This window comes from Gymnodinialimonas mytili (assembly GCF_037544085.1).
GTDB classification, from domain to species: Bacteria; Pseudomonadota; Alphaproteobacteria; order Rhodobacterales; family Rhodobacteraceae; genus Gymnodinialimonas; species Gymnodinialimonas mytili.
Window position 1 is genome coordinate 693,135 of the sequence record NZ_JBBIFW010000002.1, and the last position, 20,954, is coordinate 714,088.

17 protein-coding genes and 1 tRNA gene are annotated in these 20,954 nt (G+C 57.0%); 10 read left to right on the forward strand and 8 right to left on the reverse strand.

All coding sequences use genetic code 11. From position 1 onward, the window contains the following. Positions 1-36 precede the first annotated feature (36 nt). Positions 37-399: a response regulator gene (locus tag V8J82_RS12920; protein WP_339975762.1), complete on the reverse strand. Its 363-nt coding sequence runs from the start codon at positions 397-399 to the stop codon at positions 37-39. A gap of 74 nt (positions 400-473) precedes the next feature. Between V8J82_RS12920 and V8J82_RS12925 the strand changes: the two genes are divergently transcribed. Then, positions 474-3,050 (forward strand): CheR family methyltransferase, encoded by a 2,577-nt coding sequence (locus tag V8J82_RS12925; RefSeq protein WP_339975764.1) that lies wholly within the window; start codon positions 474-476, stop codon positions 3,048-3,050. Here V8J82_RS12925 and V8J82_RS12930 read toward each other — a convergent pair. Beyond that, complete coding sequence (locus V8J82_RS12930; protein ID WP_339975765.1) at positions 3,047-3,445, reverse strand: response regulator; 399 nt, start codon at positions 3,443-3,445, stop codon at positions 3,047-3,049. The genes V8J82_RS12925 and V8J82_RS12930 overlap by 4 nt on opposite strands. Before the next feature lie 205 nt (positions 3,446-3,650). Between V8J82_RS12930 and pcaH the strand changes: the two genes are divergently transcribed. Genes pcaH through V8J82_RS12945 form a run of 3 tightly spaced genes read left to right on the forward strand, consistent with a single transcriptional unit; the run spans position 3,651 to position 5,844 of the window. Next, complete coding sequence (gene pcaH / locus V8J82_RS12935; protein ID WP_339975767.1) at positions 3,651-4,388, forward strand: protocatechuate 3,4-dioxygenase subunit beta; 738 nt, start codon at positions 3,651-3,653, stop codon at positions 4,386-4,388. A gap of 3 nt (positions 4,389-4,391) precedes the next feature. Continuing rightward, positions 4,392-5,006 (forward strand): protocatechuate 3,4-dioxygenase subunit alpha, encoded by a 615-nt coding sequence (gene pcaG / locus V8J82_RS12940; protein ID WP_339975768.1) that lies wholly within the window; start codon positions 4,392-4,394, stop codon positions 5,004-5,006. Next, positions 4,999-5,844: a 3-oxoadipate:acetyl-CoA acetyltransferase gene (locus V8J82_RS12945; RefSeq protein ID WP_339975769.1), complete on the forward strand. Its 846-nt coding sequence runs from the start codon at positions 4,999-5,001 to the stop codon at positions 5,842-5,844. The genes pcaG and V8J82_RS12945 overlap by 8 nt, the downstream gene beginning before the upstream one ends. A gap of 10 nt (positions 5,845-5,854) precedes the next feature. On the opposite strand, the gene V8J82_RS12950 is transcribed toward V8J82_RS12945, so the two are convergent. From V8J82_RS12950 to V8J82_RS12960, 3 genes are read right to left on the reverse strand one after another with little or no spacing between them, the layout of a single operon-like run. Then, positions 5,855-7,837: a S8/S53 family peptidase gene (locus V8J82_RS12950; protein WP_339975771.1), complete on the reverse strand. Its 1,983-nt coding sequence runs from the start codon at positions 7,835-7,837 to the stop codon at positions 5,855-5,857. A 13-nt stretch (positions 7,838-7,850) separates the two neighbouring features. Beyond that, on the reverse strand, positions 7,851-9,050 hold the full coding sequence (locus V8J82_RS12955; protein WP_339975773.1) for a phosphatase PAP2 family protein: 1,200 nt from the start codon (positions 9,048-9,050) through the stop codon (positions 7,851-7,853). Between the two features lie 24 nt (positions 9,051-9,074). Next, the gene (locus tag V8J82_RS12960) at positions 9,075-10,712 is read right to left on the reverse strand and encodes a hypothetical protein (RefSeq protein WP_339975774.1); all 1,638 of its coding nucleotides are present in this window, start codon (positions 10,710-10,712) and stop codon (positions 9,075-9,077) included. Between the two features lie 259 nt (positions 10,713-10,971). Here V8J82_RS12960 and V8J82_RS12965 point away from each other — a divergent pair, with 259 nt between their 5' ends. The 3 genes from V8J82_RS12965 (at position 10,972) to V8J82_RS12975 (ending at position 14,073) form a co-directional block, all read left to right on the forward strand. Then, complete coding sequence (locus V8J82_RS12965) at positions 10,972-13,017, forward strand: vanadium-dependent haloperoxidase (protein ID WP_339975776.1); 2,046 nt, start codon at positions 10,972-10,974, stop codon at positions 13,015-13,017. 131 nt (positions 13,018-13,148) lie between these two features. Then, a complete protein-coding gene (locus tag V8J82_RS12970) occupies positions 13,149-13,655 on the forward strand; it encodes a hypothetical protein (protein WP_339975778.1) in 507 nt (168 codons plus the stop codon). Positions 13,656-13,692: 37 nt separating this feature from the next. Further along, positions 13,693-14,073: a hypothetical protein gene (locus tag V8J82_RS12975; protein WP_339975780.1), complete on the forward strand. Its 381-nt coding sequence runs from the start codon at positions 13,693-13,695 to the stop codon at positions 14,071-14,073. A gap of 276 nt (positions 14,074-14,349) precedes the next feature. On the opposite strand, the gene V8J82_RS12980 is transcribed toward V8J82_RS12975, so the two are convergent. Continuing rightward, positions 14,350-14,427: transfer RNA gene (locus V8J82_RS12980), tRNA-Cys, on the reverse strand. A gap of 108 nt (positions 14,428-14,535) precedes the next feature. Between V8J82_RS12980 and V8J82_RS12985 the strand changes: the two genes are divergently transcribed. Both V8J82_RS12985 and V8J82_RS12990 read left to right on the forward strand, forming a co-directional pair. Beyond that, positions 14,536-15,663, forward strand: a complete 1,128-nt coding sequence (locus V8J82_RS12985) for a tyrosine-type recombinase/integrase (RefSeq protein WP_339975781.1) — start codon at positions 14,536-14,538, stop codon at positions 15,661-15,663. 105 nt (positions 15,664-15,768) lie between these two features. Continuing rightward, entirely contained in the window at positions 15,769-15,981 is a 213-nt protein-coding gene (locus V8J82_RS12990; protein WP_339975784.1) for a helix-turn-helix transcriptional regulator, read from the forward strand. Positions 15,982-16,029: 48 nt separating this feature from the next. Here the strand turns inward: V8J82_RS12990 and V8J82_RS12995 are convergent, their stop codons facing one another. Together V8J82_RS12995 and V8J82_RS13000 are read right to left on the reverse strand one after the other, a co-directional pair. Then, positions 16,030-17,967: a UvrD-helicase domain-containing protein gene (locus V8J82_RS12995; RefSeq protein ID WP_339975786.1), complete on the reverse strand. Its 1,938-nt coding sequence runs from the start codon at positions 17,965-17,967 to the stop codon at positions 16,030-16,032. Continuing rightward, positions 17,964-20,105, reverse strand: coding sequence for an AAA family ATPase (locus V8J82_RS13000; protein WP_339975787.1), 2,142 nt, complete (start codon positions 20,103-20,105; stop codon positions 17,964-17,966). The genes V8J82_RS12995 and V8J82_RS13000 overlap by 4 nt, the downstream gene beginning before the upstream one ends. A 337-nt stretch (positions 20,106-20,442) precedes the next feature. Here V8J82_RS13000 and V8J82_RS13005 point away from each other — a divergent pair, with 337 nt between their 5' ends. Further along, on the forward strand, positions 20,443-20,952 hold the full coding sequence (locus tag V8J82_RS13005; protein WP_339975789.1) for a hypothetical protein: 510 nt from the start codon (positions 20,443-20,445) through the stop codon (positions 20,950-20,952). Positions 20,953-20,954: the final 2 nt, after the last annotated feature.

The window sequence follows — 20,954 nt, forward strand, 5'->3', positions numbered from 1 at the left end:
GGCCGCCGCGCGATTGGGCGCAACCGGGCTGGGGCGTTATGCCACAAGGGACCGAACCAGGCGGTCTATCTCGGCCAAGGACGCCGATTTCTGAATTTTCGCGTCGGCCTGATGCATACCCTCGGTGAAGACGGGGGAGGTTGCGATGGCACTGCGTCCGGTGATGATGATAACCGGAAACTCGCTATCGGCAGAGCGTATCTCGTGCAGGAAAGACAGGGCGCCGCCGCCGCTCATCACGACGTCGCAGATCGCGATATCGAATTCGAGGGATTGCAAAAGCGCCAAGCCTTCGCCACCCGACGACGCCGTCGTGACCTCGTGATCGAGCCCCTGGAGACCCATTGCCAATTCGTCGAGATAGACAAGGTCATCATCGACCAACAAAATGCGTGCCATGTTTGCCTGGAATGCCAATTGAATATGCACTGTCAGTCATCTAGCGTATCTTAAGAAGGGCGGAACATCCAGCTATGTCGACACAATCAGACACCAAGGCCCAGCCGCGCGATGACGTTCCGCTTGTTGCCATCGGTGCATCGGCTGGCGGACTTGAACCGCTAGAGGCTCTGTTCAATGCAGTGCCGGATTCCTCGGGCGTCGCATTCGTCGTGATTCAGCATTTGTCGCCCGATTATCGGTCGATGATGAATGAGCTTCTGGGCCGCAAATCGAATATGCGGATCGTCCATATCGAGGACGAGATGGAGCTTGCGCCGGATACGGTGTTTCTGAACCGCCCCAACATGTTCGTCGAATTGCGTGGCGGCGTGTTTCGGACCAGCCCCTATAAAGAGGGCGATGGCCTGCCGCATCTGCCGATTGATCGGTTGTTGTTGTCGTTGACCAGCCGCGATCCCAGCCGGACGATTGCGATCATCCTGTCGGGATCGGGATCGGATGGGGCACAAGGCACGCAGATCCTGCACCAGGCGGGGGCGGCCGTATTGGTGCAATCGATCCAGGAGGCCACGTTTACCTCGATGCCGCGCGCGGTGCTGATGTCGGGGGCGGTGGATCGGGTTCTGGGCGCGGCTGAGATGCCGCGGGTGATCCAAGACATCTTCACCTATGGCAAAAAGGTCAGCTCGAACGAGGAAGAAGTCTACGATAGTTCGATCAAATCGGTGCTGAAAAAGCTGGAACAACGCCACCGGGTCGATTTCAGCAATTACAAACCCACCAACGTCAACCGCCGCATTGTGCGTCGCCAGCATTTGCGCGGCCATGGGACGTTGGATGAATATGATGAAGTCCTGACGCAAAGCACCGATGCGGTCGATGAGTTGTATGAGGATATGCTCATCGGGGTGACGGAGTTTTACCGCGATGCCAAGGCGATGAAAGCCTTGCGCGAAGAGGTGTTGGACAAGCTGGCCTTGCAGGACCCCTCGGGGCCGCCCTTGAAAATCTGGGTGCCGGCCTGCGCCAGTGGTGAGGAAGTCTATTCCATCGCCATCGAGGTGAGCGAGGCGTTGCGCGCGCAGGGCAGTGATCGGCGGTTCCGCATCATTGGCACAGATATCCACGCCAAATCGGTCGAGATCGCCTCACGCGGATTGTACTCTGAGGAAAAGATCAAGAACGTGCCGCAGGAGTTGCGGGATCGGTATTTCCTTTACAGCAACGGTCAATATCTGATCGATCCGACGTTGCGCCAGAAGATCATCTTCTCGGTGCATAACCTGATCAGCGATCCGCCCTTTATGAATCTGGACCTGATCTCGTGCCGGAACCTGCTGATTTATTTGCGTGAAGAACCGCAAGCGAGCGTGATCTCGATGTTCCTGTTTGGGCTGCAGCAGCATGGCCATCTGCTTTTGGGCGCATCTGAGAGCGTGGGCAAGTTTTCGACCGTGTTTGAGGTGGTCAATGCGCGTTGGCGGATATTCAAGAAAGTGTCCGGCGGATCCAAACTGGGCCGCAGCCTGCTGGCAAGTCGCCGATCCAGTCTTTTGTCCAGCGATGTGATGGGATCGGATTTCTCCGACCGGGTCGAGGGGCGTAAACCGCTTGTGGCCGAGGTGACTGAGGTCCGCAGCCGCGAGGTTTTGATCCGCAGTTATGACGCGCTGCTGAAACGGTTTGCGCCGTCCGCGATCTTGCTGACCGTTGATGGGAAGGTGTTGAATTGGTTCGGTGACGCGTCCGAGTTCATCGACACGATGAACAATCTGGCGGATTGGACGGTGCAGGAGATCGTGCATCCCGATCTGCACTTTGCGATCAATGTCGGCATCGAAAAGCTGCGCCAGGGGCATTTCGAGACCCATAGCCGGAAGGTCACCGTCACGTTGCCGGGGCAAGAGCCGCGCAATTGCCGGGTGGAGATCGAGGCGCTGGACGATGAGGTTGGCAGCCGATTGATCCTGGCCAAGATCGAGCTTGAACGCAGCAGCGATGTGGTGGACGCGGATGTGATCCAAGCCGTGCCCGAGGCGGTGAGCGAAGACGACACATCCGTTCTGACACGCCGGATCCATTATCTGGAACGCGACCTCCGCCTGACCGAGGAAACCCTGCAGCACGTGACCGAACGGCTTGAGGCCAGCGGTGAGGAATTGCAGGCTTCCAACGAAGAATTACAGGCCTCCAACGAGGAATTGCAGGCCTCCAACGAAGAGCTTCAAAGCTCCAACGAAGAACTGCACGCCGTGAACGAGGAATTGGTCTCGGTCAGTGCCGAACACGAGCGCAAGATCGAACAGCTTTCCGAGCTGAACGCCAATACCGAGATTGTGTTGAAGATGCTCAATACTGGGGTCATCGTCTTGGATCAGCACACGAAGATCCACCGGTTCAGCCAGTTGATCGAACGCGATTTTCTTCTGCAAGAACACGATGTCGGCCGGGCCATTTCCACCGTGGGCCCGCGTTTGGATTTTGTGGATCTGGAAGAAATGGCTGAAATTGCGCGTGGCGATCCGACGCCTCAGATGCATACCGGTCAGCACGCCGGGCGTGAGCTTTGTGTGGAAGCCCGCCGAATTTTCCTGGGGCCCAAAGGCGAAGAGGCGCCCGGGACAATCGTCTTGTTCCGCTGGAGCTAGGAGGCGGCCTGCAACAGCGCGACGATCTCATCGCCGAGCAAGTCGGGCGATGTGGTTTTGGGCAAGACCTGCGCGTTCACATCCGACGGTGCATCCCCGACATGGCGACCATAGCCCGACAGAAGCAAAGCGGGCTTGTCCGGATGCAGTTGTTGCACCCGTCTGGTCAATTCAAACCCGCCGATGCCACCGGGCAGCACCACATCCGAGATCAGGAGATCAAATCCCAAACCGTCTTCGATCAATTGCCACGCGACAGAGCCGGAGCTGACCGGGACCAGATCATAGCCCATCTCTGTCAGTTGTTCTGACAGAAGAAACAGCAATGCCTCGTCATCTTCGACCAATATCAAGGTCGGTTTTCGGGTGCCAGAAACGTCGGAAGACACTGACATGGGGCCTCTTGCTGGTCGTTGCGTGCAGGATGCCGTGTATCATCCATGGCCCTAAAAGAAGTATATTGGATGCCGATGGTCAAGCGGCACAATTCTGCAACTGCCAAGGGCAAGTCGGGCGGTGTGATTGGGGTGGCTCAATCCGACCATTGCAGCATTGGCGTGCTGCGGTAACCTGATGCTGGGAGAGAGTGGGGAGAGAGCCATGACAGATACTTCGCCCAAGGGCGGCTACATGCCACGCGACCGTCAATGGCAGCCCGATGGTTTGACGCCCGCCTATAAAACCAGCCTGAAGCGCAGCCCGCAGGCGGCGTTGTTGTCCTTTCCCTCAACGCTTGGCGAAGAAACCGGTCCGGTCTTTGGGCATGACCTGCTTGGCCGATTGGACAATGATCTGATCCTGAACTGCGCCCAACCCGACGAAAGCGCGATCGGACCCCGGATCATTTTGCATGGCCGGGTTCAGGACGAAACCGGGCGCGCTGTGCCAGGCGCCTTGATCGAGATCTGGCAAGCCAATGCGGGCGGGCGGTATCGCCATAAGAAAGAGGGTTATCTGGCGCCGTTGGATCCGAATTTTGGTGGTTGCGGGCGGGTGATCTCGGACGCGGAGGGCCGGTATGAGTTTCGCACGATCCAGCCCGGCCCATATCCCTGGCCCAACGGCATGAACGATTGGCGTCCGGCGCATATCCATTTTTCGATCTTCGGACACGGATTCGCGCAGCGCCTGATCACACAGATGTATTTCGAGGGTGACCCGCTGATCCCGCTATGCCCGATTGTCGGCGCACTCAAATCTCAGGCGGCGGTCGATGCGCTGACCGCGCCATTGGATATGGCGCGTACGGTGCCGATGGATGCGCGGGCCTACAAGTTCGACATCACCTTGCGCGGTCGGCGGCAGACCTATTTCGAGAACCGAGTGGAGGGGATGTGAGCCATGGCGCAACGGCTTGACGATCAAAAGGAAAGCCCCAGCCAGACCGCGGGGCCCTATGTTCATATCGGCTGTACGCCGAATTTCGCGGGGATCGAGGTTTACGGCGCCGATCTGGGCGCTCAGATGAAGCTGGGGCAGGTGCAGGGGCAAGAGATCACCATTCGGGGCACGATCTATGACGGGCTCGGTGCGCCGTTGAAGGATGCGATGGTCGAGATCTGGCAGGCGGACGCGGCGGGTCTGTTCGCCTCGTCCGTTGAAACCCGCGGTACGGCAGATCCGAATTTCACCGGGTTCGGGCGGCAACCGGTCGATATGGCGACGGGTGAATTTGTGTTTCACACGGTCAAGCCCGGTCCGGTGCCGTTCCCAGATGGTCGGATGCAGGCGCCCCATATCACCATTTGGATTGTCGCGCGGGGGATCAATATCGGGCTGCATACGCGGCTTTACTTCGCCGATGAGGCCCCTGCGAATACCGCCGATCCCGTGCTGGGCCGGATCGAACATGCGGACCGGATTGCCACCTTGTTGGCGCAACCGGACGGGTCGGGCGCCTATCGGTTCGACGTGCATCTGCAAGGCCCGAATGAGACGGTGTTCTTCGATGTCTGATCCTACCGACAGGCCCTGTATCATCTGCGTGGCGATCACCGGCAGTCTGCCGACCAAGGCCAACAATCCGGCGGTGCCGATTTCGGTGGCGGAACAGGTGGAAAGCACCCATGCCGCGTTCGAGGCGGGAGCGAGCATCCTGCACGCCCATGTGCGCAATGATGATCAGACGCCCAGCTCCGACCCAGATCGCTTTGCGCGCCTGAAAGAAGGTGTGACGCGGCATTGCCCGGGGATGATTATCCAGTTCTCCACCGGCGGGCGATCTGGCGCTGGGCGGGAAAGGGGCGGGATGCTGCCGTTGCGCCCGGATATGGCCTCGCTCTCGGTCGGGTCGAACAACTTTCCCACACGGGTCTATGAGAATCCGCCGGATCTGGTCGATTGGCTTGCCGCCGAGATGGTGGAATACGGCGTGAAGCCTGAAATCGAAGCCTTTGACCTGAGCCATATTTTCAAGGCGGCTCAGATGCATCGCGACGGGCAGATCGCCGATACCCCCTATGTGCAATTCGTCATGGGGGTAAAGAATGCGATGCCCGCCGATCGTCACGTGTTTGATATTTATATTGAAACGGTCGTGCGGTTTTTCGGGGCGGATGCACCCTGGTGTGCGGCGGGGATTGGCCCCAACCAGATTGTCCTGAACGAATGGGCGATTGCCGCGGGCGGCCATGCGCGCACCGGCCTGGAGGACAATGTGCGCCTGGACCGGGACACTCTGGCGCCGTCCAACGCCGCCTTGGTGACCCGCGCTGCCGAGATCTGCGCGCGGCACAATCGCCCCGTTGCGACCTGGCGACAGGCCCGAAGCATTCTGGGCCTGTCCAGCGGTTGAGCAGACCGCGCTACGGTGTCTCGTAGGGGCATTCCGCATAGGGCAGGGTGTCGGCGTTGCGACCCAGCAAACCCCGAGCATAGATCGGCGCGGCGACACTCGTCCCGCTCAGCGCCATCGCGCTGCCACTGCGCATGCCCGCCCCGATCTGGCCGCCCCGCATGATGCTGCGATCTGACGCCTCCACATCCGAGGGTCCGGAAATCGGATCGGGCATGCCCGATTGTTCCCCCAGACCCGAATAGGCGGCCATGTTGGCCTGAAGATGTATCTTGGTGTCGAAGCATTGGAACTTGCCACCAATCACGTGGATGCGGTCCTCAATCGGGCTGTGGTGCTTGGGGCGTGTCGCCATGCTGCTGATCGTGCCTGCCCGATGAATGGTAGAGAACGGGTCGCATTTGGGGTCTGTTACCCGCCACTCGCCTTGGGGCAGGCGCCGCTTTTCCTCATAGGCGGCATCGTCGAAATAGGACGGGCGGCCACCGGTCCAGAGGCCAAGCGCTTGGTCGTCGCGCTGCACCCAGGCATGCAGCCCCGCGTCATCGCTGACATTTTCCGCGGTGACGGTGATCCGCCAGCGCCCGGGCTCCGCCACATGGGCGCCAGCGTAGTTTTCGGTGCCGGCCAGTGCGATATGCAGGCGCAGATTGCGGTCTGAGCTGGCATCGTCGGCATAAGGTCGGTCAAGGGTGATGCGGCCGATGACCTCGCAATTCAGCGTGATATCTTTGCAGGCCGTGTCACCGGCGGGAATATCCCAGACCAAAGAGGTGTCGCGGCCCGGCGGGGTCAGCGAAATCCGCGTCATCCGCGCACCGCTTGGCGCCCAGAATTCCAGATAGTTCGAGCTGAGATCTTCAGGTTGTGTGATCCACTGAAGGCCCAACTCGGCCTGTCCGTCCTGGCCAGAGGTACGGGCGTGGCATTGCGCCAGGCGCCTGTTGCCCGCTGGCAAGACGATGTCGGCGCAGACCTCGGGATCGCCTTTGCCAGGCGGAAAGCGCGCCTCGATCCGCGCGATGTAGGCCGCCAGATGCGCGCGCAGGGCAGTCTCGATTGGGTGGGTGCCATCCAACGGTCCAGCCCCCAGGCCGAAGCTGAAATTTACCACCAGTGGGACGGGCCGGTCGGCGGCGATACAGATCTGTTCGGCTCGGTCGAAAATGTAATGCAGGCCCGCGACCGTCATGCCGTAGAGTGTGCTGCCGGATGTGTCAGCGGTGACGAGTTCCGGCAATTCCACAGCAATGATCCGGTGGTCCTTGGCGGCGGCGCTGTCTTCGGCCGCGTAGCCAGCGGCGAGGTCCAAGACATGGGTGCCGTGGCCCAATGCGCGGCGGGCGGTGCCGAAATCGGACACGCCATTTGGGATCAATCCCAGATGGGTCATCCAAAGCGCTTCGTCATCGGGTTGAGTGGCCATGATCGCCTCAAGTTCGACCCGCGCCCAGGTGCGACCGAATTGCACCTGCTCGCCCGGGGCCGATGGCGCGTCTTGGACCCATAGATATTCACAACGCGAAAACGGCAGGGTGCCGTTGCCCGGCCCATAGCGGAACCGTGCATTCAGGGGATTGATGCCGGTATCCAGCACGGCGGTGATCACCATATCGTCGGCAATGGCGCCGTCATGCAGCGCGTGGGTCGGCCCCGCCCTTTCGGATGGGATATCGGTGGCCAGATCACCAGCCACATGGCTCAGCCGCACGCTTTTGGTGGGCACCGGCAGGCGCGACAATCGCCGCGGCGGGGTGGGGACGGGCCGGGGGCCAGTCATCGGCGCTACGATCACTTCGGCGGGCGTGCCCCCGACGGACAGCAGGTAATCGTCTGTCACCGTCTCTGGGCGCACGGCCATCTGGCGTGAGATCACGCTGAAGGGCGCGCCCTCGGACGTGTCCCAATCGGTATAGGGATCAAGCGTTTCGCCCTTGCCCGGGGTGATCGCAGGCGCAGAGCTGCGGTTCGAAAGCGCATAGGTCAGCGGCATGGTTCACGTCCCCTCAGGCCCATTCCGCGACGGCACGCTGCCACAGCCACGCCATGGTGGGCGCGTCGCCGATCCCGGCGGCCAAATGCACCCCGGTGGGCAGCGCGGTAACCCCATCCTGCACCTGCAGGGCGGCGCCGTTGAAATAGCTGCCAAAAAGGAAGTCGCGCGTGCCCATGTCGGAGCCTTCGAATTGGAACACGCCGACATCGCGCGGTGATTGATTGGCCAAGGTCACCAGATAATCGCCCAACATCAGACCAAGGGCGGCGCCTGCCAGGGAGTCTGCCGGAAAATGCACGCCCGCGACGGTTCTGTTCACGGCGATGCGATGAGCTTGGCGCAAAAGCATCGTGGCCCAATCCGAGCCTGCCGCAGCATATCCGCTTTGCGCCATCAAATGGTCGAGCACACGGGCCACGATAAACGCCTCGGTCGAATGGCCGCTGGGCAGTGTCCCGTGGCCCGGTGTCGGCACGACGGGTTGAACTTGCGGCGAAAACTCATTCGGACGTCGGCAGCGCAGGGCCTTCTTGACGCGGATCACCACCTCGGAGGCGACGGCCTGGGCGACATTGATCAGTTCCAGCGTCGACCGTTTGGAGGAAGGATGCAGGGGAATGATCGTTTCAAAGAAGGGCGTTGGGAAGCCGACCTGACCGACCGCTTCGCCCAGGCGCTCGGCACGCTGCGGGATGTAATTGGCCACGAGGTCCAATTGTGCCGCCAGAACAGCCGGGGAGGGGGCGATCATATCCGCCAGAAGCTGCGGCTTGCATTTCTGCTCCGCTGTCTTGCCCAAGGCGGGCTTCTTGGCGGGGCCTGCTTTCGCTGTGTGATAGATCGAGACCGCTGGCAGATCGGGATCGTTGCCCTCATTGCGTTCTACGAATGTCAGCGGGGCCACGACTTCATTTTCGATGGTGATGGCGCGCACCCACTTGGCGCTGAATTGCGCATAGGCATCGGCGTCGAGCAGATGGGCGGGAGTGCGCGTATTGTGTTGCCAAAACCCCGCGATCCCGTCCCGCGCGGTTAGGGTCGCCCCCGAAATGAAGGAGCCAAAGCTGCCCGCCGCACCGGAGGCGCCAGATGCGCCTGACGCCCCAGAAGCTCCGGACGCCCCCGAGGCGCCCGACGCTCCGGAGGCCCCTGATGCGCCTGAAGCCCCTGACGCGCCGGATGCACCTGAAAAAGTAGCTGTGGTGGACATCTTAAATTCCTCTCTGTCTTGGAATTACCGCAGCGGGATCCCGGATTGAGACAGGGCGCGGGCCCAGGTCTCACCGGACTGAAATTCAGCCGCTGGGTGAAATTGCAAATAGCCTTCGACGGTAAAGTTTGGATCTTTGTCCAGGATCTCTTGCGCACTTTGTTGCGCCGCTTGAGTTTGGCCCAGCTCTTGCAAGGCAATGGTGCGCACGCGCAAGGTCGATGCGTGACGGGGATTGGCCAGATAAGACCGTTCGGCCAGGCGCAGGGCGGTCGTGTAATCCTCAATCGCCAGATGCGCCGTGCCCGACAAACAATCGAAATAGTATTTGTGTGGATCCAGCGGCGACAGGTTGCGCGCCTTGCTGGTGCACAACACGGCCTCGGCCCCCTGGTCGGAAAAGGCCAGCATTGCGCCTTTCAGTAACCATGCCAGTGCATTGCTGGAATTGGTTTCCAGCGCCTGGTCCATCGCCTCCGCGCCGCCGCGGAAATTGCTGTGGAGATTGCTGAGTACAAGCCCATGGATGGCGCGCGAAAACGAACAGGCCGGATCATAGGCCAAGGCTTGTTGGGCCAGGTGAGAGGCACGGGCAGCATCGCCTTGGATATCCGTGCTCCAGCCCTGATTGGCGTTCAGAACATAAAATTTCGCGAGCCAGGCGTGTAGGATAGCATGGCCCGGGAATTCTTCGATCAATTCCTCAAGAAGGCGGCGGGCGCGGTGTACGACCAATTCCTGGTGTTGGTGCAACATGCTGATCGCGGCCATCAGGCGTTGGTGCACTTTCAGGCGCGTGCGATCCAGGCCTTGCACGGCCTGAACGGATTGGGTGACGATCGTCTCCAGGGCCATCTGCGCGATATCGCGAGGTGCGGCCCATTCCGCGCCTGAGATTTCCTTCAGGCTCATATCCATCTGGCGGCTCCAGCAGACCCGCTCGGATTGCAGTTCCACCAGATCGCAAGAGACCGAGATATTTGCATCGTTGTGCCGGATGGTGCCGAAAATCAGATAATCGGCGTTCAACTGCTGGCGCAGGGTTGCGACATCGAGTGTGGTCAACTGAAAGCGGCGGCTCGACAGGTGCGAGATCGTATCGATCAGCGGACAGCGCGACAGAACCCGTGTCACCTCCAAGGCCATCAGGTCGCCCAGATGTTTGGATTGGTTGTCTTGAATAACGGGTGCGAAGGGCACCACGCAGATCGACGGCGACAGGCGCGCACTGATCAGTGAGGGCATACGCAGGCGGCGATCATAGGCTTGTTCGCGTCGTTCCATCAGCCATTCGATGAAGCGCGGCTCGTTGATGTCGAGGCCTTCCAGGAATTCGCCATCGCTAGGCGAGCCGGTGATTTCGACCCGCGTCTGGTTCAGGCGAACATCGATATTGGTGGCAAAGAACACCTCGTCAAAAGTTTCACCCAGGCAACGCCGCAAATCCGACAAGGCGCGGCGCAGGCTGGAGCGGCCAAGTTCGGGCCCTGAGCGGCCCCAAAGCACCTGTTGCAGCCAAGCACGGGTGTGGGTGCCATCGGGGGCGAGCGCCAAAAGCGCGATCAGCGCTCGCAGCTTCGTACTGCGGATCGGGATCTCCACCCCGTCCGATGTCTCAATACGGAACGCACCAAACAGACGTATCGACACAGAATGCGTCATCACTCACTCCCCTACAGGCCTGAGTGAGCCACACTCGCGCGCATTCACAAAGGCGTTTCACACTTTTTTCACATCGTGGCCGGCCAATTGCCAGGCATAGTAGCGTGGCGCGGGAAAAAATCATTTCAGTCGAAGCGCTTGGTGAAATCATGGTCGTATTTCAGGCCCCCGCGCCATCCGCTCACATCTTATTCACTCACCCAGATGCGCTGAAACGCGGTCTGATCCGGGCATTGCTTTAAGTTTGAGGATTGAACCAATGCCCGATACCCGTCCCCTGACAGATGGTGCACTGCGGCACGATGCCGGAATGGCTCGCCGCGCCGCTGCAACCGAATTGTCCTTTGATCGCGAAATCCAACCGGTCCCGTCCAACGGCGAAGAAGACGCTGACGGTTTTGTGCCGGTGACGAATTTTTCCAAAGGCCTGAAGCATGATGCTTTTGGCCTTGCGCCGGCAGCCGACTACGAAGCGTTTGTGGATGCGCTGGCGGATATGCATCTGAATGCCAGCAATATCAGCACCTTCGACGTGCCGTCCTCTCATAGGGATTTCGCGACGGCCAATCCGGGCCTGCCGAACGCGTTCCGGCAATGGGAAAGCCCGCTGGCCGGATTGTACTATAGCATTGAAGGTGCCGACCCCGCCGCGTTGTCGATGGCCCCCGCACCGAAGCTGGGCCTATCGGAACTCTGCGCGGAAATGGCCGAGGTCTATGCCTTTGCAATCCTGCGCGACACCGCGTTTGACGGCCTGACGGATCCCAATACGCCTTTGACCTATGTCGACATCGCGGATCCATCGACGGTGGTGAATTTCACCTATCCCGCAGGCCATCCGAAACAGGGCCAGGATCCGACATTGCAGGATTTGCGGGACGAGATGGCAAAGCTGAGCTTTCTTGATCCCGCGGGGATGCCGTTTTCGTCGGTGACTGGAGCACTGGGGTTAAACGGGCATGAAACCGCCCGCCGCGTGGCGCGCTGGGATAGTGGCGGCGACTACACGGTCAATTCCATGTTCCGCGGATCGGCCCCCGGCGCGGATGTCGGCCCGCAGATTTCGCAATTCATGTTATTGGGCACCGCTGCCCCGAAGGGCCTCAAGACGCCAACAGATGGTGAGGTCAGGTTTGGCGCGCAAAGCGTTTCCCAGCGCTTGCTGCCCAACACACCCGGCGTTGATTTCATGTCCACCTGGGACGAATGGCTGGAGGTTCAAAACGGTCGCGATACGCGGGGTGAGTTGGACCCGCATTACCTCGATGATCCGCGCTTTGTGACCACACCGCGGGACTTGGCGACCTATGTTCATTTCGATCAGCTTTATCAGGCGTATTTCAATGCCTGCCTGATCCTGTTGGAAAACGGCGTGGCACCGTCGCCTGGGTTCCCCAACAGTCACCCGACGGCATCGCGCGGGCCGTTTGCGACCTTTGGTGGCCCCCATGTCCTGAGCCTGCTGACCGAGGTGGCGACGCGTGGGCTGAAGGCGGTTCGGCGCCAGAAGTTCCAGATCCACCGCCGGGCACGGCCCGAAGTGATCGCAGCGCGTCTGACGCAGGCGGCCAATGGTGCCTTTGGCGCAATGCCGCAAGGTCCGCAGGACAAGCTGACCTCGATGCTGAACGAATATGGCGCGGCAAATCCTGCCGATGACAGCAAGCCAGGCGTTTTGCTGCATTGGATCGCGGAGCTGAACAAGAACCGCGCAGGTACCAAGGCCCAGCCCGGATGGATGCATCCGCACAAGAACTACCTGTTGCCGATGGCTTTCCCCGAAGGCTCGCCTATGCATCCGGCCTATGGCGCGGGTCATGCCACCGTTGCGGGCGCCTGCGTGACGGTTCTGAAAGCGTTCTTCGACATGGCTGAACCGCTCAGCAAAGCGCTTGGCGGGGCCACGCATTTCCATACCGGCGATCCAGGTGATCCGACCAACCTTAAGCTGGGCGATCCGCTGGGGACGCAGACGATCGAGGGCGAGTTGAACAAGCTGGCGGCCAATATCTCAATCGGGCGCAACATGGCGGGGGTCCATTACTACAGCGACTATTACGACAGTCTGCGTCTGGGCGAGCGGATCGCGGCCAGCATCATCGAAGAGCAGATGCTGAACTACAACGAGGCCGTATCGATGAGCTTCAACAGCTTCGATGGCGATGCCGTGCATATCAGCACCGCCGGTGGCGACGGGGCGAGCAATGTCACCTTCACCGTCATCGACACAAACGGTCTGCCGATCCATCGCGACACGTGGCTGAAACGTCATGTCGCCGACTACATCGACCCAGGTTTGGCGTGATGCCTGGTCCCTGAGTCTCCCTGTCCCCGCGGCTCCCTCTCCTCTTTTTCGCCGCGGGGGGACTGGTGCCCCCTTCCTGGTGTTCGAAGGGGGCACCCTTTTTACGACGACGCCCCCGTTTGGAGGTCACTATGCATACGCTACGCCAATCCTTTGTGTTCGGCGGCCTTGGTCTGAGCGGCTTGGCCGTCATTTTTGCCATCAATTCCAGCGCAACCGCTGAGGTTCTGCCGCTGGACACAACCTCTTTGAACCTGACAAGTGTCACAAATCTGTGTGTGATCTTCGTGCTGCTGTCGCTGATGATCGAGCGCGCCTGCACGGTGGCGATGGGCGCATTGACCGCGCTTGGAGTGTTGCCCGTCAAAGCGCAGAACAAGATGCGGCAGCCGCGACGCAACCTGACCGCGTTCCTGATCTGCCTGACCTTTGCCAGCCTGATCGCGGCCAATGGCCTGTTCCTGAGCGAGCTGGTTTTGACCAGTGTCATACCCGACGGGGCTGACGCCCGGTTCAGCTCTGGGTTCCGATATATCGACACGGCCCTGACGGCGCTGGTTTTGGCCGGCGGCTCAGAGGGCATTCACAAAATGATCAAACGCTTCTGTCCGGCGCATCCCTTGCCGGATTCTCAGTAACGGAGGGTGTACTTTAATGCTGTTAAAGGGAGAGAAAATGCAGATTGGCACCGGCACGCTTGAAGGCCGCGGAATCTATAACGTAACAGGCAGGTTTACACTCACACAGGGCGCCGACGGGCGGATATTGTTCGAAACGGACGACAAGTTTCGTTTTGACGACGGAACCGGACGCGGCACTCCTGCGCCGGGTTTTGCGTTGTTTATTGGAGACCCGACAGGGCTGCCCAATGCGGTCGTGGGACCGATCGCCAAATCCACCGATTTTCTGCGCCTGACGCCGGATGTTGCGGTGAGAGGCCGACAATCTGGGGTGCTATTGCCCGGCACAAGCCTGTGGGACTACGACACGTTGTTTCTATGGTGCTATCGGTTCCCCACCGTTTTGGGTGTGGGAGCGATTGTGCTGGAAGAATAAAGGCGATTTGGCCCGAGGCGCGCCGTGATCGCCTTGGGCTACAGCCATCTCTTCGTCGGCCTGTCGGTCACGCCGCAGTCTTTCAGGGGTAAAGCGCTGAAAAGGGGAAAATCTGGGTGAGGACCAAAAGTCATCAACATTAAACAGAATGTGTGAGATGGCTGGCAGGATCAGCAGAGATTGAGCGCTTAGCCAATCGAGAGACGTCGTCTGGTGGGTCAACAAGCGACAAGTGTTATCCACTTACTCTATATGCGGTGAGTTCGTTGAAAGATTTGGAGGCGAGTACCGGAATCGAACCGGTGTACACGGATTTGCAATCCGTACTGTATCGCTGCTATCGCTGAACATGCCTTCTCATAAATATATGAAAAACATGGAAACCCTTTAAGAGTCCGTGTATAGCTGAACATAGCACAACACCCAAACGCTCGTCATTTCTGAGCCTAAAATGAGCCTAAGATGCGTACTCGCCTGACTGATCTAGCAGTTCGAAAGCTACCTTTGTCCGAGAATGGACAGGTTACATACTGGGATGAGTTGACGCCAAATTTTGGTGTCCGATGCTCGATCCGTAGTAAGTCATACATCGTGTTGCTTGGAGAGAAGCGCCGCCGCAAGACATTGGGGAGGTATCCAGACCTTTCGCTGGCTGATGCGCGAAAACAGGCGAAGCAATTGTTGGCGGCAAGCGCTCTAGAGGGAGACGCACTGTTTCCGTCGCAGTCAGCGCCGATTTCGTTCGCAGATGCCAAGGCACGTTTCTTTGAAGACAGCCAGCGTCGAAACAAGCCCCGCACCTTCAATGACTACAAGCGGCTGCTAGACCGACATTTTAACTTCAGTGGCGATGTGCAGTCGGTCGAACGCAAGCAGGTAATGAAGGTGATTTCTGGACTGTCGGCCACACCGTCCGAACAGTCTCATGCTTTTGTCGCGATCAGAACTATGATGAACTGGTGCGTGCGTCACGGTCTCATTGAGCATTCAGTTGTCCCGCCCATGAAGCAAAAGACCGTTGAGCGAAACCGGGTGCTGACCGACGAGGAGCTTCGGCGTGCCTATCAACGGGCGCAGGAAACTCCATTTCCCTTCGGCCCAATCGTTCAGCTGCTTTTACTGACGGGACAACGCCGGACGGAAGTGGGACAAATGCGCCGCTCATGGATCGCGGACAACTCGGTGACCTTTCCTGAAGGATTTGCAAAGAACAAACGAGAGCATCGGTTTCCCTTGTCGCCTATGGCTCAGGGGGTAGTCGATGCGCTCCCCGATACTGGCGATTTGCTGTTCCCAGCGGCAACCGATTTTGAAAAACCGTTCACAACGTATGCATGGCACAAAGCCCGCTTCGATGAGGGGCTAGAAGGTGTTGGGTCCTATACGCTGCATGATCTCAGGCGAACCTTCGCGACCATTCATGCGAAGATCGGCACGCCGATACACGTAACCGAAAAGCTTCTGAACCATGTTTCAGGGACGATCAGTGGTGTGGCTGCAGTATATAACCGATACTCGTACTTCGAAGAGATGCAGGCAGCGATGATCGAATACGACAACTATATCGACAGTTTGGTTGATTGCGGTTGAACATGAAAAATCTGTAGGTCTTGCCAAATTTGCCTTTTTCTACTTACTTTTTGGGCCTCTCGGGAGACTTGTCGAAACCTGAGGGCATCGCGTTGCTCTCCAATCATGGAGATCATCGTGATGCGGATACTTTCAAAACGTCAGGTCAAGGAGCTTGTTCTGTACTCACCCCAACACATAGCTCGGCTGGAGAAGGCAGGCCAATTCCCCAAGCGGGTACCGCTGGGCCCGAACCGGGTGGGCTGGGTTGAGAGTGAAGTGCTGGACTGGCTTCAAGAACGCTTGGCGCAGCGAGAAGAGCCAAACCGACACTCCTGATTTCAGGAGCTGGGTGGCCGGGGTTGCAAACCCGGCCATCCGACCGATCTAGAGCTCTTGGATTTCGTTTTCGTTCGCAAAGCCACGTGAAATCAGATTGGCACGAACAGCGGCTACGTCGCTTGTGTAGATGACATGTGCCAGGCTGCGCTTGGCGCGGGTCGAAGTAACATAGAAAAGTCTCCGAGTTCGATCTAGCCCAGTTTCTTCACCAGCGGCTAGCTTCTTTATCGTTGCCGGTGACGGTTCCTTTGCCCCAAGATATTGTTCGTAGGAGAACATAAATCCGCCTGCTTCGTCATCGTCCATGATCACCATAACTCGCTCAAATTCATTTCCTTTTACCCCTTGGTGAGTACGGTAGATCGCTAGGTCTTCGATGTAGTCTCGGTATCCTTGAATTTGGAAGAAAGGTGTTTGCAGAGCTTTTGCCCAGGCATCGACCTCATCGCTAATTTCGTCAGCGGGCTCATCTTCATCGATTATTTTAGGATCATCGGATGTTTCTGAAGCGCTTCCGGCTTCACTTAGATTGTCCGTGTAAGGTCGTAGCTTTTGCGGAATCTCTAATAGGTTATGAGTAGCAATTGTCTCCAAGACTTCCAAAAAAGAAACGTGATTGCTTGAAATCTTGTCTCGAAACGCAGCCTCTGCCTGCCTGGCGGTAAGAAGTGGGTCATCTTTGTTTCCCTCAAATATGGATTCCTCAAGCAGCGGCGACTTGTTCGATCTGAGCAAAGCCATGACCTCGAATTTATCGTGGTTTAAACTGGCCTCAGCCAAGGGCAGAACGACTTTAGCAAAAAAGTTCACCTCCGTGTTGTCGCCATCGAAGATGCGACCCTTGATGCTTTCAGAAGTGGTTAGTGCGTCAACTAGCTCAGCGAAGCCCATCCTGCGACCGACCATCTTGTGCTCCAGCAGAAGTACTGCCGTTTCCTTTGCGGCGGCATCACTCCAGCCCGCGTCCGCAGTTATTTCCGCCATGTTTGATCTAATTCCGTTTTCAATGTTCTCCTTGTCTGGCGTGCCATGCGGCAAAAGAAAATAGCGTACAAATCCTTCTTCCGCTCCAATCTTTGCAAACTGGCTCCTGCTATCATCTTCGCGTCTAATCGCATTCCCGAGGCCTATAATTCGTCGCGCCGAACGATGATTCATCTGCTTGTCGAACTCGCACCATTTGACCGGCAACGACTTCCCAAGCTCGGGCTCGCCACCACCAAAAATGCGCTGCATCACATCCCCAAAAAGACCAACCGTCACCCTTCCAGCGTATTCGCTCTGCAACTGAAACAAGGCATTAATCACACCCTTGTCTGTGTCCTGGCTTTCGTCGACAAATATGAAAGGAAACTTGTTGACGAGTATCTCTGCCATAAGGGGCTTATTCGCGACAAAGTATGCAAAGATTTTCAAAACATCGGCGTGCGAGAGCGAGTTCTGTGATGTGTTTACGCCGTTCGGATCATACACAAAATTTTGGGGTGTGCTGAGCCACTCCAGTCGCTCCGTCAGGCGAGCAATGCTTCGTTTTCTTGCGTCTGATGCAGCTCCAGGCCGTCCGCGTTCCTCTCTTGCCCGCAGCTCGGCAATCTCTTCTGGTATCGTTTCTCGATACCATTGGCGAATGTCATCATTGAAACCACCTATCATTAACCAGCAGAAGCTATGGATGGTAGAAATTGCAAACACTGGACTGCGTTCAACCCTTTCTTTGATCTCATCGGCTGCATTGTTGGTGAATGTCACTACCGCGACCTGTTTGCCGCTTCCCGCAAAATCTCTGCCGTATTCGTTTCGGATATGGTCGAGGGCTGCTTTGAGGGAGTAGGTCTTACCAGAACCAGCACCGGCAAAGGTAATGAAGCTCTTACGATCTTTGCCTGAAAGACAGTCTTGGATGTCCTTGTCGACGCCGCTGTCGGTGTCTGTAGGCTTCTCTTCGGCTAAAAAATCTAGATTAGTCATACTATCGGACGTCATTGGTTCGGGGTGAGATTCTTGTCCAACCAGTCCAAGCCATCACTAATGTATTGCGGTGGAACAAAGAAATTTGCATCGTCTTCCGCCAAGTGAAACAAACACTTAAAAGCGAAATCGCCCTTTGTCAGGCCCTGGACAAATTCAAACAACGAGCCTGCTAGGTCTTCGGTACCTCCCTCAAAATCCTCCCTTGCTTGTTTGACCTTTGGTATCGCTTCGAAAAAGTCGCTTCGCCAGTTTGCCAAAATAAGCGCATCCTCGAATGTTCTGGCGAGGACGTGCTTGTCGCCAATCGTCACTAGCTTTTGGTAGGCAATGTGGATCGGGGCATTACCGTCATCCTTTGCGCAGTCCTTTGCTTCAAGAGAAATTAGATCGTCAATTGACGTCTTTTTCGGGTGCCAGCTTTTCAGCGTATCATTGTTAGTGGATTGGCCTTCGCCTTGCTTCGGCGGGCACTTCTTACCATCCGCATCGACGGTATCGAGGTCGGTGATGACCAGAGTCACGACACCCAACTTCTCGATCAGAGTTTCGTATTTGTGCGTGTGTGCGCCGCTGACCTCTAGCAACGAAACGTAGCGCTTCGCCAGACTCGGATGGTGCTTGTTGATAAATTCAGGAACCAAAAGACGCTCGGCCTGACCCTCGACGAAAATCACTCCGTCGGCAAAAAAGATATCACAATGAGACAGTTTGAGGTGTTTGCGCACAAACTTCGTTTCATCGGTTGGTTTCGCAAACAGGTCAGACATGTTCTCCACAACTGTATGATCCATCGTTGTCTGCCCATCGGCTGGGCAGCGCTTGAAGTAGCGAAGGTCCTTGAAGTCTACGTCGTTCACCACGTGGCTCGAGTGTGTGCTCACCACCAGTTGTGTTTGGTACTCCTGCTTGTCGTTGAGCTTCGCGTGATTGCGCAGTGTCTTGTATGCGTTTGCTACGAACACACGCTGAACCTGGGCATGCAAATTGACTTCGGGTTCTTCCACCAAGACGAGGTGGACTGGTTCTATCTGGTCTGCCAAGTCGTCGTCAGATGACAGAGATTTGCCAGAGCGCATCCAGCGTTCTCGAAACTGTAGCAATCGAAAAGTAAGGTAGATCAGGTTTTGATATCCTAGGCCAAGATAACTCTCCGGTAGTGTATCCTCGTCGGTTTTGTTGAAGCGATACTGAACTGACGAGTTCTTCTGCAGGGCGTCTGATCCGCTGACCTTTGCGGCCAATTCTACACTCGGGTTCCCACCTATCCCAGGGTATCCCATCTCTGCCAATTCGTTCAGTGGTGCCTTGAACTGTGAGCGAAGTTGGGTGGAAAATTCATGCTCCATAGCTTGCTGTTTCTTGAGGACTTCAAGATCGCCTTCTTCGGGATAGTCTTCGGGGTTGAGAAAGCGGTCATAGTATTCGCGCAGAAGTTTGTTGAGCTGCTGCTTTTCCGAGAAGGCTCCCGTCTGACTTTTGGTATCCTCAGTTCCAAGACCACGCTGTTCTGAAATCACATCAATCCGAACAAGCCGTTTGAGCGCACTGCTTGAAAGTGGCTGTAAGCTCGACTCGTCATCTTGCTGCTCTTTGGTTTTCAAGATGTAGTGGCGCTGTTTTATGTACTTGGGGAAGTTTTGGGCCTTCTCCAAGAAGTCGAATAGGTTTTCGGGCCAGAGCGAGACGTCACTATGCTCGGCAACTACGTCTCGTGCCCTTTTATAATCGCTGGCTAACACTGCGATTTTTTCGGGCTCATACGCGATGCGAACGGCCAGCTCTCCACCTTTCCAATTCAGATCGGGTATGATTTCTCTCGCTTTGAAAGCTTCGTGGGCTTTTGCAGAAATCACCACATCAAGCCTGGGCGTCAGGTTCGAAAGTCTCGAAGCTATCTGATCCAGCTGTTCGGCGCTGATTTCGTCGCTCTCAAGTTCTTTCCCGAGCTCGATCAGCTGTTTCCAGTGCTGCTTTGATATGTCTCGAACCCGCAAATTTTCTGGCTTCATCAGAAACGTATGCAGGGCTCCGATGCATGAAGTCTTGCCACTGTTGTTCGCACCTACAAGAATTGTCTTCTTGTCATTGAGGACGAGGTCTACACCTGACAGCCGTCTGTAATTTTTCAACCGAAATGAAGTGACTATCATAAAATACCTGTCTGAATTTCTTGTCTGCCGGAGGAAAATTTGAACCAGCCAACACCATTATTCGATACTAGCACGATCAAACAGTTAGGGCGAACTACTTGGAGCTGCCTAGACCCCCTATCCCCACAAACCGCAAATCCCAATCCCTAGCCATACCGCCACATACCCGTAAATGGCCTCACAACATCCGCACCCACTTCAAACGACTTCACACACTTTCTGCGATTAAAAATCACTCGAACCCCAGAACAACCCCCACCACAATCATTCTTGACCCGCCCACACCAGAACGCTTTGATGCTGCTGTTATTTTATTGTCATTTAGGGGTGGAGATTGATGGACCTTCTTTTCAAACGTGAGCAGAGCAACGCTGCTTCTGGTGGCGTTAATTTCAAACTTTGGGGCAAGATCGAACTGGATGAAGACGAAAAATCTATCGTCTCAAAATACAAGTTCGATCAAGCCATTCTGATCTTTGCTGATCAACCAGGTCTGCTACGCAAATCCATTTTCATCGGCATTGGAGCCATGGTTGCCGCGATGATCTTGCTCAACCAGATGGGCATGATGGGAGCGCTGATTGCGCTCGCTGCCGGTATCGGTGCTGGATACTGGTGGTATCACCAGAAGCGCGAGACGATATACGTCAAAGACCTCCTGCATGGTCGGCATTTCAACTGTGACAGTGTGGTCGAACTAGCTCGCAAAGAAGCCTGGCTCGGGACCGTTGTTTCGTTCCTGCGTCAAGTGATGGAAAGCGCCAAGCACTGGGATGGAACTGAGCGACACACCGTTGAACCACTTCCCAAAGACGAGGCGCGTCAGGTGATCATCAAAGGCCTTTGAGG